This window comes from Paenibacillus chitinolyticus (assembly GCF_045038035.1).
Taxonomy (GTDB): domain Bacteria; phylum Bacillota; class Bacilli; order Paenibacillales; family NBRC-103111; genus Paenibacillus_F; species Paenibacillus_F chitinolyticus_A.
Genome location: NZ_CP173427.1, coordinates 666,539 through 686,134 on the forward strand (window position 1 = coordinate 666,539; position 19,596 = coordinate 686,134).

Below are 19,596 nucleotides of genomic sequence, written 5' to 3' on the forward strand. Positions count from 1 at the left end.
GTTTTTTGAAAAAAAGGGAGGATTTTCGGCGTTTTTTGTCGTAAAATTATTTTTACACCGAAAAATTGATATTGTGGGAGTGGACCTCATGCGTGTTCGTTCTTTTCGATTGTCTGATTACAGCTCGATCTCCGGTCTGCTTCAGGAAGCGCTCAGCGATCCTTGTTACAAGGAAACGATGCAGGCGTTTGCCAAGCAGCTGTCGTGGGACGGCGAATTAGTGTTGGTTGCGGAAGAGCAGGATGAGCTGGTTGGTATGGTAATCGGGACCATCGATGATAACAAAGGGTACTATTACCGCCTGGCAGTTGCACCCGGGCATCGCCGCAAGGGAATCGGCAAGGCTTTGATTGAAGGAATGAAGCAGCGTTTTATGCAGCGTAAGGTTAAACGCATTCTTGTCACAGTCGATCATCACAATGAATTGGTGCTGCCTGTTTATGAGTCGGCGGGATACAATCACTCCGATTTTACGAGAACGGCAAACCGGCTCAGCATTGTAAAGAAAGCAAGCATGTAGGGGTCAATTATAGTATAATGAAGGCATATCTTTTTGTCGCTGGCGGACAGGCTCCGCTCCCGGGAGGAAGGTATGCTTTTATTGTAACCACTTCTTTTATGCCGGGAAGAACGGGCTCCGTAGGGAGCTTTTTTAGTCGCTGCGTATTTGTTTTTCTACGCGGGTTCCGGTCATTTCGTTTCAACTTGTTCGAATTTCAAATTAACCGCAGTCAACAATGAAGTCATGAGCATAAGCTGCATTAGCCGGATGAGACGGTTTATTATAGAGGGGCAATTTCAATGGAATCTTTCGAGCATTTTGTCATTAAGAGCTTTAAGCACGACGGTCATCTGCACCGCATGTGGCTGGAGAACTGGAAAGTGCCCCAGCACGAGCTCCATCCCGAACATCAGAGAGAAAACATGAACGTGTTTATCAACAACCAGACGAAAATCCAGGAAGCGGACGGGAAGGAATGGACAAGCCGGATTCCGGGTGTCTCTTTTTTTATACCGGGGGAATGGTACAATATCGTCGCTCTTCTCGAAGAGGGGGGCGTGCGCTACTACTGCAACGTAGCCTCTCCGTTTTACCGGGCGGGCAACGTTATCACCTACATCGACTACGATCTGGATGTGATCCGGATGGCCGGAGGCGACGTTCATGTCGTGGACCGGGAGGAATACGAACAGCATAAGGCGCTGTACCGGTATCCCCCGCTGGTCGAGTCGAAAGTAAAGGCGGGGCTGGACGCCCTGCTGAAGCGAATCGGCAAACAGGGCGCCCCGTTCGGGGACGAAAGCGTCCGCCGATACTATCAGCTGTGGAAGGACAGGGAAACGGAGGCGTGAGGTGACGGATTCCGGGCGGGAACCCCGGTCTTCTTCCGCGCCCGCACCGGAGACGGGCGGAGTGCAGGGAGACGGCCGCATTTCCGGGAGAAGAAACTGGAGCAGGCTGGGAACTTTCTTAGTAATCATACTGGCTGCTGCCGTTATTCAGCGGTACGGATTCAACATTTCCGCCGTCCGCGGAATATCGATGGAGCCGACCCTGCATGAAGGGCAGCGGCTTTTTGTGAATAAAACGGCCGCTTGGACCGGGAGTTTCAGCCGGGGAGACGTCGTGGTCCTGAAAGAACCGGATGGAACGGGAACGGAGAAGACCCGCCCCTATCTGGTCAAAAGGATCGTGGCTGCGGCCGGTGACCGGCTTGAAATTACGGACGGCCGGGTATTTGTAAACGGCGAAGAACTGAAAGAGCCCTATACGGACGCAAGGATCGGGGACGGCGATTACGGTCCTTTTACCGTAGGAAAAGGTTACTGCTTCGTCATGGGCGACAACCGGCGCAGCGGAGCGAGCCTGGACAGCCGGAGTTTCGGTCCGGCAGCCGTTAGTTTGCTGGTCGGCCGGGCAGAATGGATAGTATGGCCGCCAGACGCTCTGAAAGGTCTCTAGAGAGGCTTTAGGGTCACGAATAAGACTAGAGAAGCAGCAAGCCACTTAAAGGGCGCACACGCGGGAAGAAAGGCCCCGGATACGCCGTCCGTTAGCGGAGCCGACTTGGACGGTTCAACTCAGAGGATACGGAAGGAGGGATAGAGCATGCGGATAACACTTGCGGATGCTTCCGAAAGGGACCTGCTCCTGCTTAAGCAGGAAATCATCCAGGCGGCGCCGTCGCTCGGAATCGATAAAATCGGATTCGCTTCGGCGGAGCCTTTTCACGATTTGAAGGATATTCTTCTTCGGCACCGCGAGAAGGGCTACGAATCCGGCTTTGAAGAGCCGGATATCGAGAAGCGCGTCAACCCGGACCGCAGCTTCGAAGGGGTCAAATCTATCATCGCTATCGCGGTCGCCTATCCCTCCAAGCTGATTAACCCTCCGCGCTCGGAAGCGGGAGCGTACCGGGGGATGCTGGCCCGGGCCGCCTGGGGCGACGATTACCATCTCGTTCTGCGGGACCGGCTGAAGCGGCTGGGATCGTTTCTGGAAGAGCGCGTCGACGGTGTCCGGTTTATGGACATGGTCGATACCGGCGCTCTTGCGGATCGCGCCGTGGCCGAGCGTGCGGGAATCGGCTGGATCGGCAAAAACTGCGCCGTCATAACCCCCGAGTGGGGTTCCTGGGTTTACCTCGGCGAATTGCTTACAAATCTTCCGTTCCCGGCCGATACTCCTATTATGGACCAGTGCGGGGAATGCCGGATCTGCATCGACGCCTGCCCGACGGGAGCGCTTGTCGGGCCCGGGCAGCTGAACTCCAGCCGGTGCATCTCCTTCGTGACACAGACGAAGGGAACGATTCCGGACGAGTTCAAGGAGAAGATCGGCAACCGGCTGTACGGATGCGATACGTGCCAGATCGTCTGCCCGGTGAACAAGGGCAAGAACTGGACGCACCACGAGGATCTCCAGCCGGATCACGAGGTCGTGAAGCCGCTGCTGATCCCGCTGCTCACCATGGGCAACCGGGAATTCAAGGAGCGCTTCGGAAGAAGCTCGGCGGCCTGGAGGGGGCGCAAACCCATCCAGCGCAATGCGGTGCTCGCGCTGGGCAATTTCAAGGACCGGTCGGCCGTTCCGGTGCTCGCTTCCCTGCTCAAGGACGATCCGCGTCCGGAGCTTCGGGCCACGGCGGCCTGGTCGCTCGGCAAGATCGGTGGCGAGGCGGCGCTGGACGCCGTGCTCCGGGCGCAGCGCAGCGAACGCGACGAAGCAGTGCTTGCCGAGCTGGGCAACGCGGCGCGGAAGCTCGGCGGGCTTCCGCCAAGCGGCGGCGATCCGGCCGCGCCAGAAACCGGCGGGCCGCGGGCGGACGCCGCCGGAACGGCACCGGCTGCGGAGTAGCCGCCGCCCGTTAAGCCCGGGGCGTGCTGCCGGAAGTGCCGACAGCCAACTACCAGAAACGGAGGGATGCGTAATGGACGACAGCGGCAGAGGAACGGTCACAAAGGCAGGGAAATCTGTCTATATAGAAACCGATACGCTGGATTCTCCAATCGGCCCTCTGCTTCTCGCCGGGACGGAGACGGGGCTCTGCGCGATCGAATTCGGGAGCGGGCCGGAAGCGGTCCGCAAGCTGGAGCAATGGACGGACCGCTGGATTCCGGGCGGCACCGTTGTTCCGAGTCCCGGAGGACTCCGGGAAATCAGAGAACAACTTGAAGAGTATTTCAGCGGACAGAGACGCTCGTTCGACCTCGCATTCGATCTGCGGGGGACGGAGTTTCAGCTCAGGGTCTGGAAGGCGCTGCTGTCCGTTCCGTACGGAGCTACCGCTTCTTATAAAGACATCGCCGCCGCCATCGGATCGCCTCAGGCGGTCAGGGCGGTCGGCGGGGCCAACAACCGCAATCCGGTTCCGATCGTCATCCCGTGCCACCGCATTATAGGCGCAGGCGGGCAGCTGGTAGGATACGGGGGCGGACTTCCCGTCAAGACGGCCCTGCTTGAGCTAGAGGGCCGGTCGCCGGCGGATGTCCGGCATACATCGAAGAATCGGGAGTGGAAAGCATGAAATATGTTCCTATTGATTCCATAGAACCGGGACAATATCTGGGAAAGACGATTTTTACGGCGTCCGGGGCGGTTATGCTGGCCGAGGGGGTTCAGCTTACCGTTTATATGATTAATACGCTGAGGCGCATCGGGGTTTCCATGCTCTATATCCAGGATCAGGAGACGGACGATATCGAAATTCCCGAAGTCGTCAGCGAGGAAACGAAGCGGATCGTCATCCGGCAGATGCTGGACACCTTCGATTCCATCCGGTCCGGTAAAGACTTCAATACACGCCACATGAGCAAAAACGTGGATACGCTGCTGGATGAAATTTTAAAAAACAAGGACGTTCTGATCCAGCTGACGGATATCCGTACGAAAGACAATGACATGTACCTGCATGCGCTCAACGTCTGCATGATTTCCACGCTGATCGGAATCAATATGAATCTGAATGGGCAGCAGCTCAAAGAGCTTGCTATCGGAGCGCTGCTTCACGACGTGGGCAAGCTGGACCGGATTACGGACGACGAATCCAAGGACGACCGGCTTCATCATACGTGGAGAGGCTTCGAGCTGCTTAAAGCCAAGCGGGAATACAGCCTGCTTATCGCGCATGTCGCGTTCCAGCACCACGAAACGCCCGACGGGCTGGGCAAGCCGCGCAGACTCCTGGGTGAGCAGATTCATCTGTACGCGAAGATCGTCAGTGCGGCCAATACCTACGACAATCTCCTTCAAGGCGGCGGCCTGGACACGGGGCTGCTCCCCCATGTGGCGATCGAGCACATGATGGCTATGGCGGGCACGAAGCTGGACAGGGACGTCCTGATTCACTTCCTGCGCACCGTATCGGTCTATCCGACGGGGATTTCCGTCCGTCTGTCCACCCGCGAAACGGGTGTTGTGGTCGGCCAGCACCGGGGCCTGCCGGGCCGTCCGGTGGTCCGCATCATCAAACAGGACGGCGGCAAAGAGTACGATGTGAAGGAAATGGATCTGGCGAAGCACACCACGCTTTTTATCGAACACGTGTTGGCCTGAGAAGCTTGGATTTTCGGTTTTATAATGCTATGATGAGTTTGACTGAAAACAATTTTTGAACGCAGGGGGAAAAGCAGGATGTGGCAAATTATCATTCCGATTCTGACCTTGATAGCGGGACTGGTCGGAGGCTTTTTTATCGGAGTGTTCTATCTCCGTAAGCAGCTCGAATCGATGCAGAACAATCCGGAAATGATCCAGAAGATGGCTAAGCAGATGGGCTACAACATGAACAAGCAGCAAATGAACAAAGTGCAGACCATGATGAAGAACCAGAACCTGACCAGCAAGAAGCCGAATAAAAATGCAAGATCCAAATAAAAAATCCGCATGAAAGCGGCCGGGAATCCTGTTTCACAGGCTGCTCGGCCCTTTGAGTAGAACGGACCAGTATTATCCAGAGGTGGTTGGCTTATGCCCAGCAACAAAGACAAGATTATCGCTGCTGCCATGGAACTTTTTCACGAGCAAGGCTTTCAGGCTACGGGACTGGAAGAAATTCTCTCCCGGTGCGGCGTGGTGAAAAGCAACTTTTATTACCATTTTAAGAGTAAGGAAGAGCTTGGCCGGCAAGTCATTCAGCAGAAGATCGCGCTGATGGAGGAGCAGATATTCGGGCCGTCGCTGGACAACCGGGCGCTGGGTCCGAAGGAGAGGCTGGGACGATTGTTCCGTCTCATGCAGGTTGCTGCGGAAGAGCATGACTGCCGCAGGGGCTGCTACATCGGCAACCTGGTGCTTGAACTCGGGGACCGGTACGAAGAACTGCGCCGCTTGCTGGTGGATTTTCTCGAAGACATAGAGAATAGAATCGAAGCCTGCCTGCAGGAAGGGGCAGTTAATCAAGAGATCAACCTTCATGGCATGAAAGCCAGGGAAACGGCCGTTGCGCTGACCGCACTGCTGCAGGGCGGCATGCTTCTCGGCAAAGCGCACCGCAGCAGTTTCGCGCTGCAGTACGGCGGCAAGCTGGTGAAACATATCATAGGGAACGGATTGGAAGGAGAGCAACATGCCGGCTAAAGAGTACAAAAACACGAAAGTCGCGGATAACCGCGAACAGATTGAAGGACATATCAGGGAAATACTTCGTCTGATCGGAGAGAACCCGGAACGCGAGGGGCTGCTGGATACTCCGGCGCGTGTAACCCGCATGTACGAGGAGATTTTCGCCGGATATGAGGCGGATTTTCGCGACGTACTCGGCGTAACCTTCGATGAGCAGCACGAGGAACTCGTCATCATCAAAGATATCGTCTATTACAGCCAGTGCGAGCACCATATGGCGCCGTTTTTCGGCAAGATCCATGTGGGCTACATTCCGAGCGGGAAAATCGCGGGCCTCAGCAAATTCGCCCGGCTGGTGGAAGCCATCACCCGTAAATTGCAGGTGCAGGAGCGGATTACTTCCCAGATCGCCAACACGTTGGACGAGGTGCTGGAGCCGCACGGCGTTATGGTCGTCGTGGAAGGCGAGCATCTGTGCATGTGCTCCCGCGGCGTGAAGAAGCCCGGCAGCAAGACTGTCACGTCGGCCGTACGCGGCTCGTTCCGGACGGATTCCGCTTTGCGGGCGGAGTTTTTGTCGCTGATTAAGTAAGGGGCGGATAAATGCGGGCTAACCCGCCGGGCCGCTGCGGGAAACTCAGGCGAACGTCAGATCCAAGCAATCGCAGGCAAAACAAAGTAAATAAGAACTTCGGCCCAACCGAAAGTCAAATAGCAAGAAGGACAGTCTTAAAAAGGCTGTCCTTTTTTGTTATGTGTATAGTCTAAAATACAACTAAAAACAACTAAATAAAATTAAACACGCAATCTTTACTTGTATTTAATCGTGAGTTTACAAATCTTCTATACCATAACAACTGTAAGAGTAATGAATCCAAACGCAGCTTATTCCATTTTGCAAATTCGAGAGGATGAACGACGGTCATGAAAAAAACAGCTTCATTTTGCCTGACTCTTCTTATGGCGATTTCCCTGCTGGCAGGCTGCGGTAAAAGCGGCAGCGAAGCGGGCGCCGCGACCAAACCCCCGGAAAAGGCGGGAGGCAAGGAGGGCACTTCCCAAAACGCTGCCCTGAAAGGCGACCTGACGGTGTACACCGCACTGGAAGACGATCAGATTAAAGCTTACCTCGAATCGTTCAAAAAAACGAACCCGGATATAAAGGTCAATATTGTGCGGGATTCGACGGGCATCATTACGGCCAAGCTGCTGGCCGAGAAGGATAACCCTCAAGCGGACGTGGTCTGGGGCGTTGCGGCGACAAGCCTGCTTGTGCTCGATCAGAACGGCATGGTGGAGGGCTACTCGCCCAAAGGGATCGAACGGATATCTCCGATGTTCAAAAGCACCGGCACTCCGGCGAAATGGGTCGGCATCGACGCGTGGGAAACGGCTTTTATCGTCAACACGAAGGAACTCGAGAAAAAGAAACTTCCGGTTCCGAAGACTTACCAGGATCTGATCAAGCCCGAATACAAAGGCATGATCGTGATGCCTAATCCGGCTTCCTCGGGGACGGGATTTTTCGATGTGACGGGCTGGCAGCAGCTTTACGGCAAAGGGCCGTCTTGGGAGTACATGGACAAGCTTCATGACAATATCGCCGTTTACACGCACTCGGGTTCCAAACCGGCCAAAATGGCGGCTGCGGGCGAATACCCGATCGGCATCTCGTTCGGTTACCGCGGCATTCAGGAGAAGAAGAAAGGCGCGCCGGTTGAGGTTGTATTCCCGCAGGAAGGCTCCGGCTGGGATGTGGAAGCGAACGCCTTGATGAAGAAAGCGGCGATCAAGCCCGAAGCGAAGGCGTTCCTGGATTGGGCGATCGGCGACGAGGCAATGAAAGCCTACAACAAGAACTATGCGATCATCAGTGTGAACGACGGCTCCGGCACGATTCCGGAGGGTTACTCCAAAGACCCGCTCAGCCAGCTCATCAAATACGACCTGAACGATGCGGCGAAGAATAGAGACGGCATTTTGAAAGAGTGGGAGAAACGCTACAACGCCAAGAGCGAGCCCAAATCCTAAAATAAAGCGGTACTCCCGCTTGCGGCAAACAGTCAGAACCGTAAACCGGCAGCCGGAAGGAGAGAAACACATGAATCAGGCGCACTTATCGATCCGGGGCATCCGCAAAACATTCGGTTCGTTCACGGCCTTGGACAGCATCCACCTGGATGTCCGCAAAAATGAATTCGTCTGCCTGCTCGGCCCCAGCGGCTGCGGCAAAACGACGCTGCTCCGCATTATCGCCGGACTGGAGCACCCGGACACGGGCACGGTATCGGCAGGAGGCAAAGACATCACCGCTCTTCCTCCGGCTCAACGGAATTTCGGCATGATGTTCCAGTCCTATGCCTTGTTCCCGAACATGACGGCAGCGCAGAACATCGCCTTCGGCTTGAAGAGCCGGAAGCTCGGCAAACGCGATATCGCCGAGAAGGTGAGAGAATCGCTGGACCTGGTGGACCTCTGGGAGATGAGGGACAAGTATCCGTCCCAGCTCTCGGGAGGCCAGCAGCAGCGTATCGCGCTGGCGCGCGCCGTAGCGCTCTCCCCGGACTTCCTGCTGCTGGACGAGCCGCTGTCGGCGCTGGACGCCAAGGTGCGGCACAAGCTCCGTGGAGAAATCCGCGCGCTGCAGGAGAAGATCGGCGTCACGACCATCATGGTGACGCACGACCAGGAGGAGGCGCTGACGATGGCGGACCGCATTGTGGTGATGAACAATGCGGAGGTCGCACAGATCGGTACGCCGAGAGAGGTTTACGAACGGCCGTCTTCGCCGTTCGTAGCCGATTTCATCGGCGCGATCAACTTCCTGGACGGAGCCGAGCTCCGGGAAAGGGGCGTGCGCGGCTCCGGCGGCATGATGGCGGTCCGGCCCGAGCATATCGGCGCCGAAGAGCCCGGCTCGCGCGGCGGCATACCGGCCGTTGTCCGCGGCATCGAATTCCGCGGACCTTTCTATCACGTCATGCTGGATGTGTTGGGCAGCGGCGGGGAGCCGCTCGGACGCCCGATGACGATTCACGTGTCCGCCCAGCATTATCAGCAGCTGGGCCTCGAGAAGAATAAGAAGCTGACGCTCCGCCTGCCGGAAGAACGGCTGATCGCCTTCGAGCCCCAGGCCGCAGCGAAGTAAGAGAAAGGAGTCCTTGTCATGATGATCGTACGCAGGGTGCAGGGCGCCGCCAGAGACCTTCGTTCCAGCCTTAAGGGAACGGGAAGGATCAGGCGCCGGCACGGCAAAGAGGAGCGGATCCAGCAGGCTCTTATCGCCCTCATGATCGCGGTGCTGGCCGTTACGGTGCTGCTGCCCCTGATCGGGTTGTTTTCCAAAGCGTTTTACGATAAAACGGGGCAGTTTACGGGTCTGGAAAACTTCGTCGTGTACTTCACGACGCCGGCCCTTCTCCGTTCCCTCCTCCATACCTTGAACGTGTCTTTACTCACTACAGTCATCTCAGTCGGTCTCGCGTTCTTGTATGCGTATGCGCTGACCCGCACGGATATCAAAGGCAGGACGCTTTTCCGCTATATCGCGCTGCTTCCGCTTTTCGCCCCGACGATGATGCACGGCATCGGCCTTATTTATTTGTTCGGCAACCAGGGGCTGGTAACGACCGGTTTGTTCGGTCTTCTGCCCGCCGGTCTGGATATCGGCCTGTACGGCCCGGTCGGAATCGTACTGGCGGAAGTGGCGTACACCTTTCCCCAGGCGATGATGATCATGCTCGTGTCGCTGGCTGTCACCGACAACCGGCTGTACGAAGCGGCCGAAACGCTTGGCGCGGGGAAGTGGAGAACCTTCCTGAGCGTGACGCTGCCCAGCGTGAAGTACGGCGTTATCAGCGCTTTGTTCGTCTGCTTTACGATGAGCTTTACGGATTTCGGCGCCCCGAAAATCGTCGGTGGCAACTACAATGTGCTTGCTACGGATATTTACAAGCAGGTGATCGGCCAGCAGAACATGACGATGGGGGCGGCCGTAGGCATTCTGCTTACACTTCCGGCTATTCTGGCCTTTGCGGTGGACCGTTTCGTGGAACGGAGGCAGAAGGCGCTCGTTTCGTCCAAATCGGTTCCCTATCGGATTCAGAAAGGAAACTGGCGCAACGCCGTATTTTACGTGATTTGCAGCTTGATCGGGGGTGCCATCCTGCTCCTGCTCGGCGCCGTAATTTTCGCTTCCGTGATTAAGGTATGGCCCTATGATTTATCGTTTACGTGGAATCATTTCGATTTCACATCCGTGGCCGGCGAAGGTCTGGCTCCTTTCTGGAACAGCATGCAGGCGGCTCTCTATACCGCTTTGATCGGTACGGCGGTTACGTTCGTTTTCGCTTATCTTATTGAAAAAGTGCGCCACTGGCACGCTCTGCGGCAGTTTGCTTATTTCTTGTCCATTCTGCCGCTTGCGCTGCCGGGAATGGTGATCGGGCTGGCCTTTATTTTCTTCTTCAACCGGCCGGACAATCCGCTGAGCGGAATTTACGGCACCATCTGGATCGTCGTTCTGGCCAACATCGTGCATTTCTACGCCGTTCCTTTTATTACGGCGACAGCCGCGCTCAAGAAGCTGGACAAAGAATTCGAGACGGTTTCGGAATCGATGCGGGTCCCGTTCTACCGGACATTCGCACGGGTAACGGTTCCCATGTCCCTGCCGGCTGTGCTGGAAATGTTCGTTTATTACTTTGTGAATTCCATGGTAACCGTGTCGGCAGTCGTGTTTCTGTACTCCGCCGATTTCAAGCTGGCTTCGGTAGCCATTGTCAATATGGACGATGCGGGGGATACCGCCCCGGCCGCCGCCATGTCCGTCCTTATTTTACTGACCAACATCGTCGTGAGGATCGGCTATGAGCAGCTTACGAAAGTGATGAGCAGCCGGGCTTCCGCCTGGCAGCGGAAATAATTGTTAACAGGCTTGACCGTTAACGCGCTCTACTGTAAACGTCCTTACTTCTACTTCATCAAACCGAAAACGGAGCCGGATAGGCGGATGAGCCGCCACGGCCCGTTACCAGGAGGAGACTCGACATGATCAAAGCCGTCATTATGGACTGGGCAGGCACGACTGTAGATTACGGCTGCTTTGCTCCCTTGAACGTTTTTATAGAAATTTTCCGCCGCAAAGGCATTGAAATTACGCAGAAGGAAGCGCGGGAGCCGATGGGACTCCTGAAGTGGGATCACATTCGTGAAATTACGAAAATGCCTCGCGTGGCCGACCTTTGGGAACAAAAATTCGGCAGCCTGCCGGACGATCGCGACGTGGATGCCCTGTATGCGGATTTCGAGCCGCTTCTGTTCGCCTCACTGTGCAATCACTGCGAGCCGGTTCCGGGCGTGCTGGAACTTATGGAAAGACTGCGTCAACGGGGGATCAAAATCGGGTCCACAACCGGGTATACCGAGGAAATGATGGACATCGTTGTGGAGGAGGCCGGCAAAAGAGGCTACCGTCCCGATGTGCTCGTGACGCCTACGGAGATGCCGGCGGGCCGTCCGTATCCCTGGATGATCTTTGAGAACTGCATCCGACTGGGCGTCTACCCGCTGCATCATGTCGTGAAAGTCGGAGATACCTTGAGCGACATCCGGGAAGGTCTGAATGCAGGTGTCTGGACGGTCGGGATTGTGCTCGGCAGCAGCGAGCTCGGAATGAGCGAAGCGGAGGTATCCGCCTGCCCGCCGGAAGAATTGAAGCGCAGATGCGAGGAAGTGCGCGGGAGATTTTATGAAGCAGGAGCCCACTATGTGATTGAATCCGTCGGCAAGCTGGATGCGGTGCTGGAATTGATTGAAGCGCGCTTGAAGGCCAGTGCAGGCGTATCTGCGGAGGCGGCTGACTCTGTAGAGCCGGAAGGTGTGCGGCATGCGTAAGGAGGAAGCGGAAATGATGCAGACGGACACCATGTACTCGGCGATGCCGGACAACGAATACCTGCTGCTGACTCCGGGGCCGTTGACGACATCGAAACGCGTCAAAGCGGCCATGCTGCGGGACTGGTGCACCTGGGACCGGGATTATAACGGACTGGTCCAGGATATACGCGCCCGCCTTGTCGCTTTGGGTGCAGGAGATGCGGAAGGCTACACCTGCGTGCTTATGCAGGGCAGCGGAACGTTCTGCGTGGAGTCCGTCATCGGCTCCGTTATCCCGCAGGGAGGCAAGCTGGCCGTGCTGACGAACGGGGCCTACGGCGACCGTATCGTCCAGATGGCACGCGTACTCGGCATCGAGACGGCCGTTCTCGATTCGGGAGAGCTCAGCCCGGTCAGTCCCGCTGCCCTAGAGGAGCTGCTGCTGCAGGATGAGGCGGTTACCCACGTGGCGGTCGTTCATTCGGAAACGACGACAGGCATGCTGAACCCGATAGCCGAAGTAGGCGCCGCAGCCAAGAAATACGGCAAAACCTTTATCGTCGATGCCATGAGTTCGTTCGGCGGCATTGAAATGGACATGAGCGAGCTCAACATCGATTTTCTGATCAGCAGTGCCAACAAGTGCATTCAGGGCGTTCCGGGCTTCGGCTTCGTGCTGGCCCGCACGGAGGAACTCAAGCGCTGCGAAGGACAGGCAAGGTCCCTGTCTCTGGATCTGTATGACCAGTGGAACACGATGGAACGGCAGTCGGGCAAGTGGAGATTTACATCTCCCACGCACGTGGTCAGAGCCTTTCACGAGGCGCTGAAAGAGCTGGAGGACGAGGGCGGCATCGGGGCCCGCTGCGAACGTTACACCGAGAACCAGCGCACGCTGGCCGAAGGGATGGAAGCGATCGGATTCCGGCCGCTGCTGGATCCGTCCGTGCAGTCTCCTTTTATCACTTCTTTTTATTATCCCGATTCGCCGGACTTCACGTTCCTTGCCTTTTACGAGGAATTGAAAAAGAACGGGTTCGTCATTTATCCGGGCAAAATATCCGCCGCCCAGACTTTCCGCATCGGCTCGATCGGCGATATTCATCCGGCCGATATGCGGCGTCTTGTCGGCACGATAGCGGACGTCGCGGGAGGCGCTGCGGTAACGGCGGCTGGGGACCGGAACCGAGGCGGGGGACGCGGCATTTAAAGCGAACGGGACAAGCAATGATCACTTGCCGAGGAGGATATCATCATGAAAGTATTTTGTCTGGGCGGAGCGGGCCGGATTTGCAGGGAAGCGATCCTGGATCTTGTCCGGTATTCCGCTTTCGAGCAAATTACGGTTGCCGATTTCAATGAAGAAGAAGGGCGCAAGGTCGTGCGGGAGCTGAACGATCCGCGCGTGGATTTCATAAAAGTGAACGTTTATGATCAAGAAGCGACCGTCGCGCAGATGCGGGGCTACGATATCGTCATGGACGGTACGGCGATCACGCTTAACGGCTTGTCTACGGCATGTATAGCGGAAGCGGGCTGCCACGGCATCAATCTGAACGGCTTCGGGGACGAAGACGCTTCGGCGTCTCTGTTCGAGCGGCATGGCAAAACCTGCGTACCCGGCTTCGGCATGACCCCGGGCGTAACTCAGATGATGGCGATGCATGCCGCTTCTCAGCTCGATACGGTGGATACCGTCCGGGTCAGCCACGGCTCCTACCGGCCGATCGCCTTTTCCAGATCCATTACGGAAACGACGACCTACGAGTACGATCCGAATCTTCCGGGCCGCGTCGTGTACGAAAACGGGGAATTCGTTCAGGTGCCGCCGTTTGCGCGTCCCCGTGAAATCCGGCTCCCCGAGCCTTACGGCACGTCGGTTCAATACATTATCCCGCATGCCGAAACGAAGACGCTGGCGAAGGCTCTGGCCGGCAAAGGCGTGCGTCTGATCGAAGTCCGCGGTACGTGGCCGCAGCCGAATATGAGACTCGTCCAGGCGCTCTATGAGTACGGCTTTATGCGCAACGACAAGATCCGGGTCAACGGGACGGAGATCGGCATCATGGACTGCGTCAGCGAATATTTGTACCACTCCCGCGAAGGCGCGGAGACGGAGCTGTACGGCTACGCGCTGCATATCGAAGTCACCGGCGTCCGGAACGGCGTGCCGATGCGGCTGACGCTTACACATACGCATCCGGCTTCCGACGGCTCCGTACCGGGCTGGGAAGGGCTTCGCGCTTACACCCGCAATGTGGGCATCCCGATGGCCATTGCGGCCGTCATGATCGCGGAAGGCCGGGTCAACGGCGCGGGCATCCTGACGCCGGAAGAAGCTTTCGAGCCGCAGGCGGTCTTCGCCGAGCTGGAGAAGCGGGGCATCCGCATCCATCAGGACACGGAAGTGTTGATGGAACGGGAGCCGGTCCAGGCGTGAGCGCGGCCCTATCTTTCCACTCCGTTCTGCTCGGCTGAGCAGTTGATTTTGTACGAAGGCACTGAATAAAATACGAACGGCCGATCATCAAGCGGCTGACCGTATGGATTGAACCGTCCGGAACTCATCATGGGTGCCTTATCCATAAAAGGCTGTCGCCCTTCCGCAAGGTTGGGTATAATGAATCCGGAAACTATCACAGAACCGAAAGAACGGAGGCGGGCATGTGTCTCTAGTAGGGGAAGAACGCAAGGAACACATCCTCCACTTGCTCAATCTTCACAATAAAGTCCGGACACACGAACTGGTGGAGCATTTCGAAGTTTCCTCGGAAACGATCCGGCGCTATCTGGAGGAGCTGGAGCAGGAAAATAAGCTCAAACGCGTGTACGGCGGAGCCGTCAAGTTTGACTTGATGAGGGAAGAACCGTCCCCCTTTAACCGGGAAGTCACGAAAGCGGAGGAGAAGAAGCGGATCGGCCGGGCGGCGGCCGCAATGGTCCGGGACAACGACGTGATCGTCATCGACGACGGAACGACGACCCTGCAGATGATCAATTATTTGGCGAATACGCGGAATTTGACCGTTCTGACGCCGTCGGTGCCTGCCTTGTCTCTGCTTATCGAATACAAGAACAAAGATATGTTCTCCGGGGACATTTATTTTATCGGGGGCAAAATCAATGCGAAGCATTACCGTGCATCCGGATCGGTAGCCGAGAGTATGATGGAATCCTTCTACGTGGACAAAGCGTTTGTGGCCGTCGACGGGCTTCATCCGCAAAGCGGGTTAACGAGCTACGATGCCGAGCGGGGGCTCCTCGTCCGGAAGTTTATGGAACATGCGGCCCAGACAGTCGCGCTGATGGATCATACGAAGAACGGCAAGACGCACTTCTACAAAGTTTCGGACCTGAAGGAAATCCACGCGGTTATTTGCGACACGGAGCATCCGCCCGAGTGGAACGAGGATTTCGAGGCGATAGATACGAAATGGATCGTGGCGGAATAACCCGCCGGGACGGCGCGCGGCGTTAGGCGTCGCATGACGGGAGTTAACCTCAGGCAGGATAAAGGGGAGCGGGCTCTGTCAGGCGTATCCCTTCTCAGAGAGGTGCTGCCCCAAAAAGCGTCCGCATGGCAGAGCAGTATCTCCAATGGAAAGCGAAAAGACCTCAAATCCGCCCCTAGGCGGAGATGAGGTCTTTTTTTGATTCGAAGCGGGATATGCAAAATCAAAATTGAATGGATGTGTAACTGCCTTCGCTTTAATAAGGAAGCCAGGTGAGCTTGCTGGCGGGCTCGAATCGTTCATTGACATGATCCCAGTTGACGACTTTCCACCAGTCTTCGATGTATTTGGCACGGTTGCTTTTATGTTTGAGGTAATAAGCGTGTTCCCACACGTCAAGCACCAGCAAGGGAATAACGTCCCATTGGGACAGGTTCTGGTGTTTTTCCGCCTGCAAAATTTCAAGCCGGTGACTGCGCGGGCTCCAGACCAGAATAGCCCATCCGCCGCCTTCCACTTTCTTGGCGGCTTCGGTGAACTGCTTCTTGAACCGGTCGAAGCTGCCGAACGATTTGTTGATTTCAGCGGCAATGGGACCGTAGGCTTTCCCGCCGCCGTTCGGCTTCATGATGTTCCAGAAAATCGTGTGCAGGTAATGGCCCGCGCCGTTGAAAGCAAGCTCCCGCTCCCAATGCTTGACGAGATCAAAGTCTCCGCTGTCGCGGGCTTTCGCAAGCATCTGCTCGGCTTTGTTGAGATCATCGACATAGGCTTTGTGATGCTTGTCGTGGTGCTCGCGCATGGTCGCCTCGTCGATATGAGGCTCCAGAGCGTTGTAGGCGTACGGCAGGGGAGGCAGCTTATGCCCGCCTATCGGCACGGGCTTGTAAGGCGACAGAGCCGGAACGGTCTGCCCCTGCCCCGACGTATATGCCGGAGGCGGCGCTGCGCCGCTCTGCGCCGCCATATCGCTTAGGGGCGGACGGTCGCCTTCCGTGCGCGTGTCCCAGGGGCCTCCCGGCCCGACAGGTCCGATCCCCGCGCCGGGATAAGCGGACGGTCCCGGCGTGTAGCTCGCCGGAGGACCGGGCGTCCCGACGCCGAAGCCGGGAGGCACACCCGTTCCGGGTGTGGGGCCCACGCCCTGCGGGACGGGGAAGCCCGGGCTGCCGGGCGAGTAGCCCGGAGGGGGATACCCGGGGTATCCGACGGGATCGGGACCGTCCGAATCGTGGCCGGGAACGGGCACGCTGTAGATCCCGTACTGTCCCGGACCGGTCCCGGGACCGACTCCTCCGCCAGCCGTCCCCGGCGTGCTGACGCCTTCCAGCGAGCTGCCGGCTCCGCCGATGGAGGTCCCGGGCAAGTCATGGCCGTCCGGTTTGTTCTCGGACCTGCCGAAGCCCGCCCCGGGCAAGATTACGCCGCCCGGCCCGTAATAGCCGGGAGCGCCCCATGCTCCGGGCGCTCCCCACGCTCCGGGAGCGCCGCCCGGACTCCCGGGCGCCCCGAAAGCACCCGGACCGTCCCCGGCTTGGACTGCGTAGCCGCCAAGCCCCGAATGAGCGCCCGGCGGCCATTGGCCCGGTACGCCGAAGCCCCAGCTCCCCGTACCGTAGGGGCCTCCCTTCTGGGCGGTTTCAAGGCCTTTGAGCGTGCCGAGGAAATACTCCGACTCGCGGATAATATGCTCAATGACCGTTTTGACAACCGGATTCGAGCTGACGGGTCTGCTTTCTTTTTCTACAATCTGCAAAAATTCGATGAATTGAACCGACTGCTTGGTGGAGACATCAATGAGCTGCCGCAGCTGCTGCTGAAGGAAGGGATCGGTGGGATTTTGAGTGCGGATCGCCCATTCTACCCATTGTACGGCTGCCGCCTCCGTCTTGGCGAAAACTTCCTCCCACTCCTTAAGCGCCTGCACATAGGCGGGCTCCAGAGCAGGGACCAGTTCGCGGATAACGACGGTATGTTCCTTCTCCTGGGTTTTCCAGAATCGGATTTCTTCTAAAATCCTAAGCGGCATCAAGCTGCCGTAGACCGAAAGCATCAGGACTAACCTCCCCGGAATCAACGTTATTCCTATCTTTATTCAAGGGAGGGATTGGCCTATTCTACTTACATTTCAACAAAACCCGATTCCGAAAGCTGGGGACGGGAGATTGTTTTCAGGAACCCGAAGGTGCGGGTGATGTATTCGTCGGGTTTCGCCGAGTAGATCAGTTCGTGTTTGCCGGTAGGAAGCACCCAGTAGTTGCTGAACACGTTGTGCTGATTTTTATAAACCTGTTCGGCAATTTCATGCGGGGCCCGTTCATCTTCATCGCCGTGAATGAAATAAATCGGCATCGGATATTCATGAGTAGTGACGGCTTGATACGGAATCTGATTCATGTTAACCCCGTTAAGAAGCGGGAAAAATACACGGACAAGAGGGAGCGAAGGGAATTTAGGAATATTAACATACTGTTTCATATTATGATAAAGCGTATCGGGATTGAGCAGGAACGTGCTGTCCAGAATCATGCCGTCGATATCTTTAGTCTGCAGGGCGGCCTGGAGGGCTGTGCCCGCTCCCATAGAGAAGCCCCATACATAGACGCGCTCGGAGCCTTTTTCTTTAATATAATTAACGGCCCCAAGAAGCTCTTTGGATTCCTGGATACCGGCCGTAACGATCCGGTCGTTCCCGGGATGGACGTAGCCGTAATCGAACATCAGCACGTTGTATCCGCTGTCATGAAGCTTTTTGGCAAGAGAATAGATGGGGACCCACAGTTCTTCGCGGTTGCCGCCGTACCCGTGCGAGAAAATGACCGTCCGGGAGGAAGCTTGTGCCGTCGGAATGTACCAGCCGCTCAGCGTGCTGCTGCCGTTCGAGCTGGGAAACGTAACGTTCTGATAAGGCAGACCGACCGCTTTCGCAGGGTTCGAGCTTAACGGCGCAATGGTAGGCCGGGCCAGTGTCCAGGCGATAAAACCGTGGAAGCCGAGGATCAGACTGGAACAGAGCACGAAGAAGCAGAGAAGTGAAAGCAGGACAGCCTTCTTGCGTCGCGAAAACGATTTAACCGGAATATGCTCCAGCGGTGCGGGTTGAAGGGGAGTCGAGTTAACGGGATGCATGCTCATATAGGTTCCCTCCTTTGGAGAATGGGTCTTTGTAGGAGAATTTAGTTAGTAGGAACCTGAATAATTAGAAGGTTTATAATTAACTAAATATTCTGAAAAGGACCTCGTGGTACTCTTATATTATGTCAACTTACACACTTCGTCAATATGTGCAACACAATGTTAATTGTCTTGTAATCTCGCTGTAATACAAGGCTTTCGGGCGGTTTTTTCCTTTGCCTTTCGAGGGTTCATCAAGTATAATAAAAGAAACAGAGTTTCACTATGTGAAACAAAAATAGGCGGTGGTGAAACCCGATGGAGGAAGCGAAATCGACCGTCCGCGCCGTGGAACGGGCACTGGATGTACTCCTGTGTTATACCGACGCAACCGAACTGACGTTAACGGAGATTTCATCCAAAGTCTCTTTGCATAAAAGCACGGTTTACCGTCTCCTTGCGTCCCTGGAGGCGAAGGGATTCCTTGTGAGGGAATCCGACGGTGACAAATACAGGCTCGGCTTCAGCATCTGGGAACTTGCCGCGCACATGTCCCAGAGCGACGATCCCGGCATGATTCTGCTGCCGGAGATGGAACGCCTGCGCGATCAGGTGAACGAGACGATCTCGCTGTACGTGCGAGACGGCCGGGAACGCGTACGCGTCCAGGCCGTGCAGAGCAACCACGCGATCCGGCGGGTCGCGCCGGTCGGTGCGAGAATGCCCCTGTTCGTCGGGGCATCGAGCAAAATCCTTCTCGCCTTCGGCGAGGCGGAGGTGCAGGAACAGGCGATGCTGGAGGCCGAGCTTGCGGGCATCCTGCGGGAACCGTTCCTGCAGCAGCTTCACGAGACGCGGAAGGCGGGCTACGCCACCAGCGTCGAGGAGCGCGAACCGGGAGCGGCGGCGCTTGCCGCTCCGGTGTTTAACCGCGCGGGCAAGCTCGTGGCCGCGCTGGCGGTGTCGGGGCCGTCCAACCGGCTCACGCTGGAGGCCATGCTGGAGCAGGCTCCGGTCGTGATGGAGGCGGCCCGGCGGATGGGCACCATGCTGAGATAGCGCGGCATGGGGGTTGCGTATCAATAGATA

19 protein-coding genes are annotated in these 19,596 nt (G+C 56.8%); 17 read left to right on the top strand and 2 right to left on the bottom strand.

From position 1 onward, the window contains the following. The first annotated feature begins 88 nt into the window (after nucleotides 1-88). From ACI48J_RS03110 to ACI48J_RS03185, 16 genes are all read left to right on the top strand, one after another. The gene (locus ACI48J_RS03110; RefSeq protein WP_016423621.1) at nucleotides 89-520 is read left to right on the top strand and encodes a GNAT family N-acetyltransferase; all 432 of its coding nucleotides are present in this window, start codon (nucleotides 89-91) and stop codon (nucleotides 518-520) included. A 281-nt stretch (nucleotides 521-801) separates the two neighbouring features. Beyond that, on the top strand, nucleotides 802-1,353 hold the full coding sequence (locus tag ACI48J_RS03115) for a DUF402 domain-containing protein (RefSeq protein ID WP_009676910.1): 552 nt from the start codon (nucleotides 802-804) through the stop codon (nucleotides 1,351-1,353). A gap of 1 nt (nucleotide 1,354) precedes the next feature. Next, nucleotides 1,355-1,963, top strand: coding sequence for a signal peptidase I (lepB, locus tag ACI48J_RS03120; protein ID WP_405081616.1), 609 nt, complete (start codon nucleotides 1,355-1,357; stop codon nucleotides 1,961-1,963). Nucleotides 1,964-2,110: 147 nt separating this feature from the next. Continuing rightward, nucleotides 2,111-3,358: a tRNA epoxyqueuosine(34) reductase QueG gene (gene queG / locus ACI48J_RS03125; RefSeq protein WP_405081618.1), complete on the top strand. Its 1,248-nt coding sequence runs from the start codon at nucleotides 2,111-2,113 to the stop codon at nucleotides 3,356-3,358. 73 nt (nucleotides 3,359-3,431) lie between these two features. Continuing rightward, on the top strand, nucleotides 3,432-4,028 hold the full coding sequence (locus tag ACI48J_RS03130) for a methylated-DNA--[protein]-cysteine S-methyltransferase (RefSeq protein WP_405081619.1): 597 nt from the start codon (nucleotides 3,432-3,434) through the stop codon (nucleotides 4,026-4,028). Then, nucleotides 4,025-5,056: an HD domain-containing phosphohydrolase gene (locus tag ACI48J_RS03135; RefSeq protein ID WP_326055863.1), complete on the top strand. Its 1,032-nt coding sequence runs from the start codon at nucleotides 4,025-4,027 to the stop codon at nucleotides 5,054-5,056. Before ACI48J_RS03130 ends, ACI48J_RS03135 begins: the two co-directional genes overlap by 4 nt. A 78-nt stretch (nucleotides 5,057-5,134) precedes the next feature. Continuing rightward, entirely contained in the window at nucleotides 5,135-5,377 is a 243-nt protein-coding gene (locus ACI48J_RS03140) for a YneF family protein (RefSeq protein WP_009676878.1), read from the top strand. Nucleotides 5,378-5,470: 93 nt separating this feature from the next. Continuing rightward, a complete protein-coding gene (locus ACI48J_RS03145; protein ID WP_405081621.1) occupies nucleotides 5,471-6,079 on the top strand; it encodes a TetR/AcrR family transcriptional regulator in 609 nt (202 codons plus the stop codon). Continuing rightward, on the top strand, nucleotides 6,069-6,656 hold the full coding sequence (gene folE / locus ACI48J_RS03150) for a GTP cyclohydrolase I FolE (RefSeq protein ID WP_326055868.1): 588 nt from the start codon (nucleotides 6,069-6,071) through the stop codon (nucleotides 6,654-6,656). The genes ACI48J_RS03145 and folE overlap by 11 nt, the downstream gene beginning before the upstream one ends. A gap of 332 nt (nucleotides 6,657-6,988) precedes the next feature. Next, nucleotides 6,989-8,095, top strand: a complete 1,107-nt coding sequence (locus tag ACI48J_RS03155) for a putative 2-aminoethylphosphonate ABC transporter substrate-binding protein (protein ID WP_405081623.1) — start codon at nucleotides 6,989-6,991, stop codon at nucleotides 8,093-8,095. A gap of 70 nt (nucleotides 8,096-8,165) precedes the next feature. Beyond that, nucleotides 8,166-9,212, top strand: a complete 1,047-nt coding sequence (locus ACI48J_RS03160) for a putative 2-aminoethylphosphonate ABC transporter ATP-binding protein (RefSeq protein ID WP_405081624.1) — start codon at nucleotides 8,166-8,168, stop codon at nucleotides 9,210-9,212. Between the two features lie 141 nt (nucleotides 9,213-9,353). Continuing rightward, a complete protein-coding gene (locus tag ACI48J_RS03165; protein WP_405083172.1) occupies nucleotides 9,354-10,988 on the top strand; it encodes a putative 2-aminoethylphosphonate ABC transporter permease subunit in 1,635 nt (544 codons plus the stop codon). Between the two features lie 125 nt (nucleotides 10,989-11,113). After that, complete coding sequence (gene phnX, locus ACI48J_RS03170) at nucleotides 11,114-11,959, top strand: phosphonoacetaldehyde hydrolase (protein ID WP_405081626.1); 846 nt, start codon at nucleotides 11,114-11,116, stop codon at nucleotides 11,957-11,959. A gap of 43 nt (nucleotides 11,960-12,002) precedes the next feature. Further along, nucleotides 12,003-13,151, top strand: coding sequence for a 2-aminoethylphosphonate--pyruvate transaminase (gene phnW, locus ACI48J_RS03175; protein WP_405083173.1), 1,149 nt, complete (start codon nucleotides 12,003-12,005; stop codon nucleotides 13,149-13,151). A gap of 45 nt (nucleotides 13,152-13,196) precedes the next feature. After that, the gene (locus ACI48J_RS03180) at nucleotides 13,197-14,381 is read left to right on the top strand and encodes a saccharopine dehydrogenase family protein (RefSeq protein ID WP_405081628.1); all 1,185 of its coding nucleotides are present in this window, start codon (nucleotides 13,197-13,199) and stop codon (nucleotides 14,379-14,381) included. A gap of 226 nt (nucleotides 14,382-14,607) precedes the next feature. Further along, a complete protein-coding gene (locus ACI48J_RS03185) occupies nucleotides 14,608-15,393 on the top strand; it encodes a DeoR/GlpR family DNA-binding transcription regulator (RefSeq protein ID WP_405081630.1) in 786 nt (261 codons plus the stop codon). A 256-nt stretch (nucleotides 15,394-15,649) separates the two neighbouring features. On the opposite strand, the gene ACI48J_RS03190 is transcribed toward ACI48J_RS03185, so the two are convergent. Both ACI48J_RS03190 and ACI48J_RS03195 read right to left on the bottom strand, forming a co-directional pair. Further along, nucleotides 15,650-17,446 (bottom strand): Fe-Mn family superoxide dismutase, encoded by a 1,797-nt coding sequence (locus tag ACI48J_RS03190; RefSeq protein WP_405081632.1) that lies wholly within the window; start codon nucleotides 17,444-17,446, stop codon nucleotides 15,650-15,652. A gap of 68 nt (nucleotides 17,447-17,514) precedes the next feature. Then, entirely contained in the window at nucleotides 17,515-18,528 is a 1,014-nt protein-coding gene (locus ACI48J_RS03195; RefSeq protein ID WP_405081634.1) for an alpha/beta hydrolase, read from the bottom strand. Nucleotides 18,529-18,825: 297 nt separating this feature from the next. On the opposite strand from ACI48J_RS03195, the gene ACI48J_RS03200 reads away from it, so the two are divergent. Next, a complete protein-coding gene (locus ACI48J_RS03200) occupies nucleotides 18,826-19,566 on the top strand; it encodes an IclR family transcriptional regulator (RefSeq protein WP_326052435.1) in 741 nt (246 codons plus the stop codon). The last annotated feature ends 30 nt before the right edge of the window (nucleotides 19,567-19,596 follow it).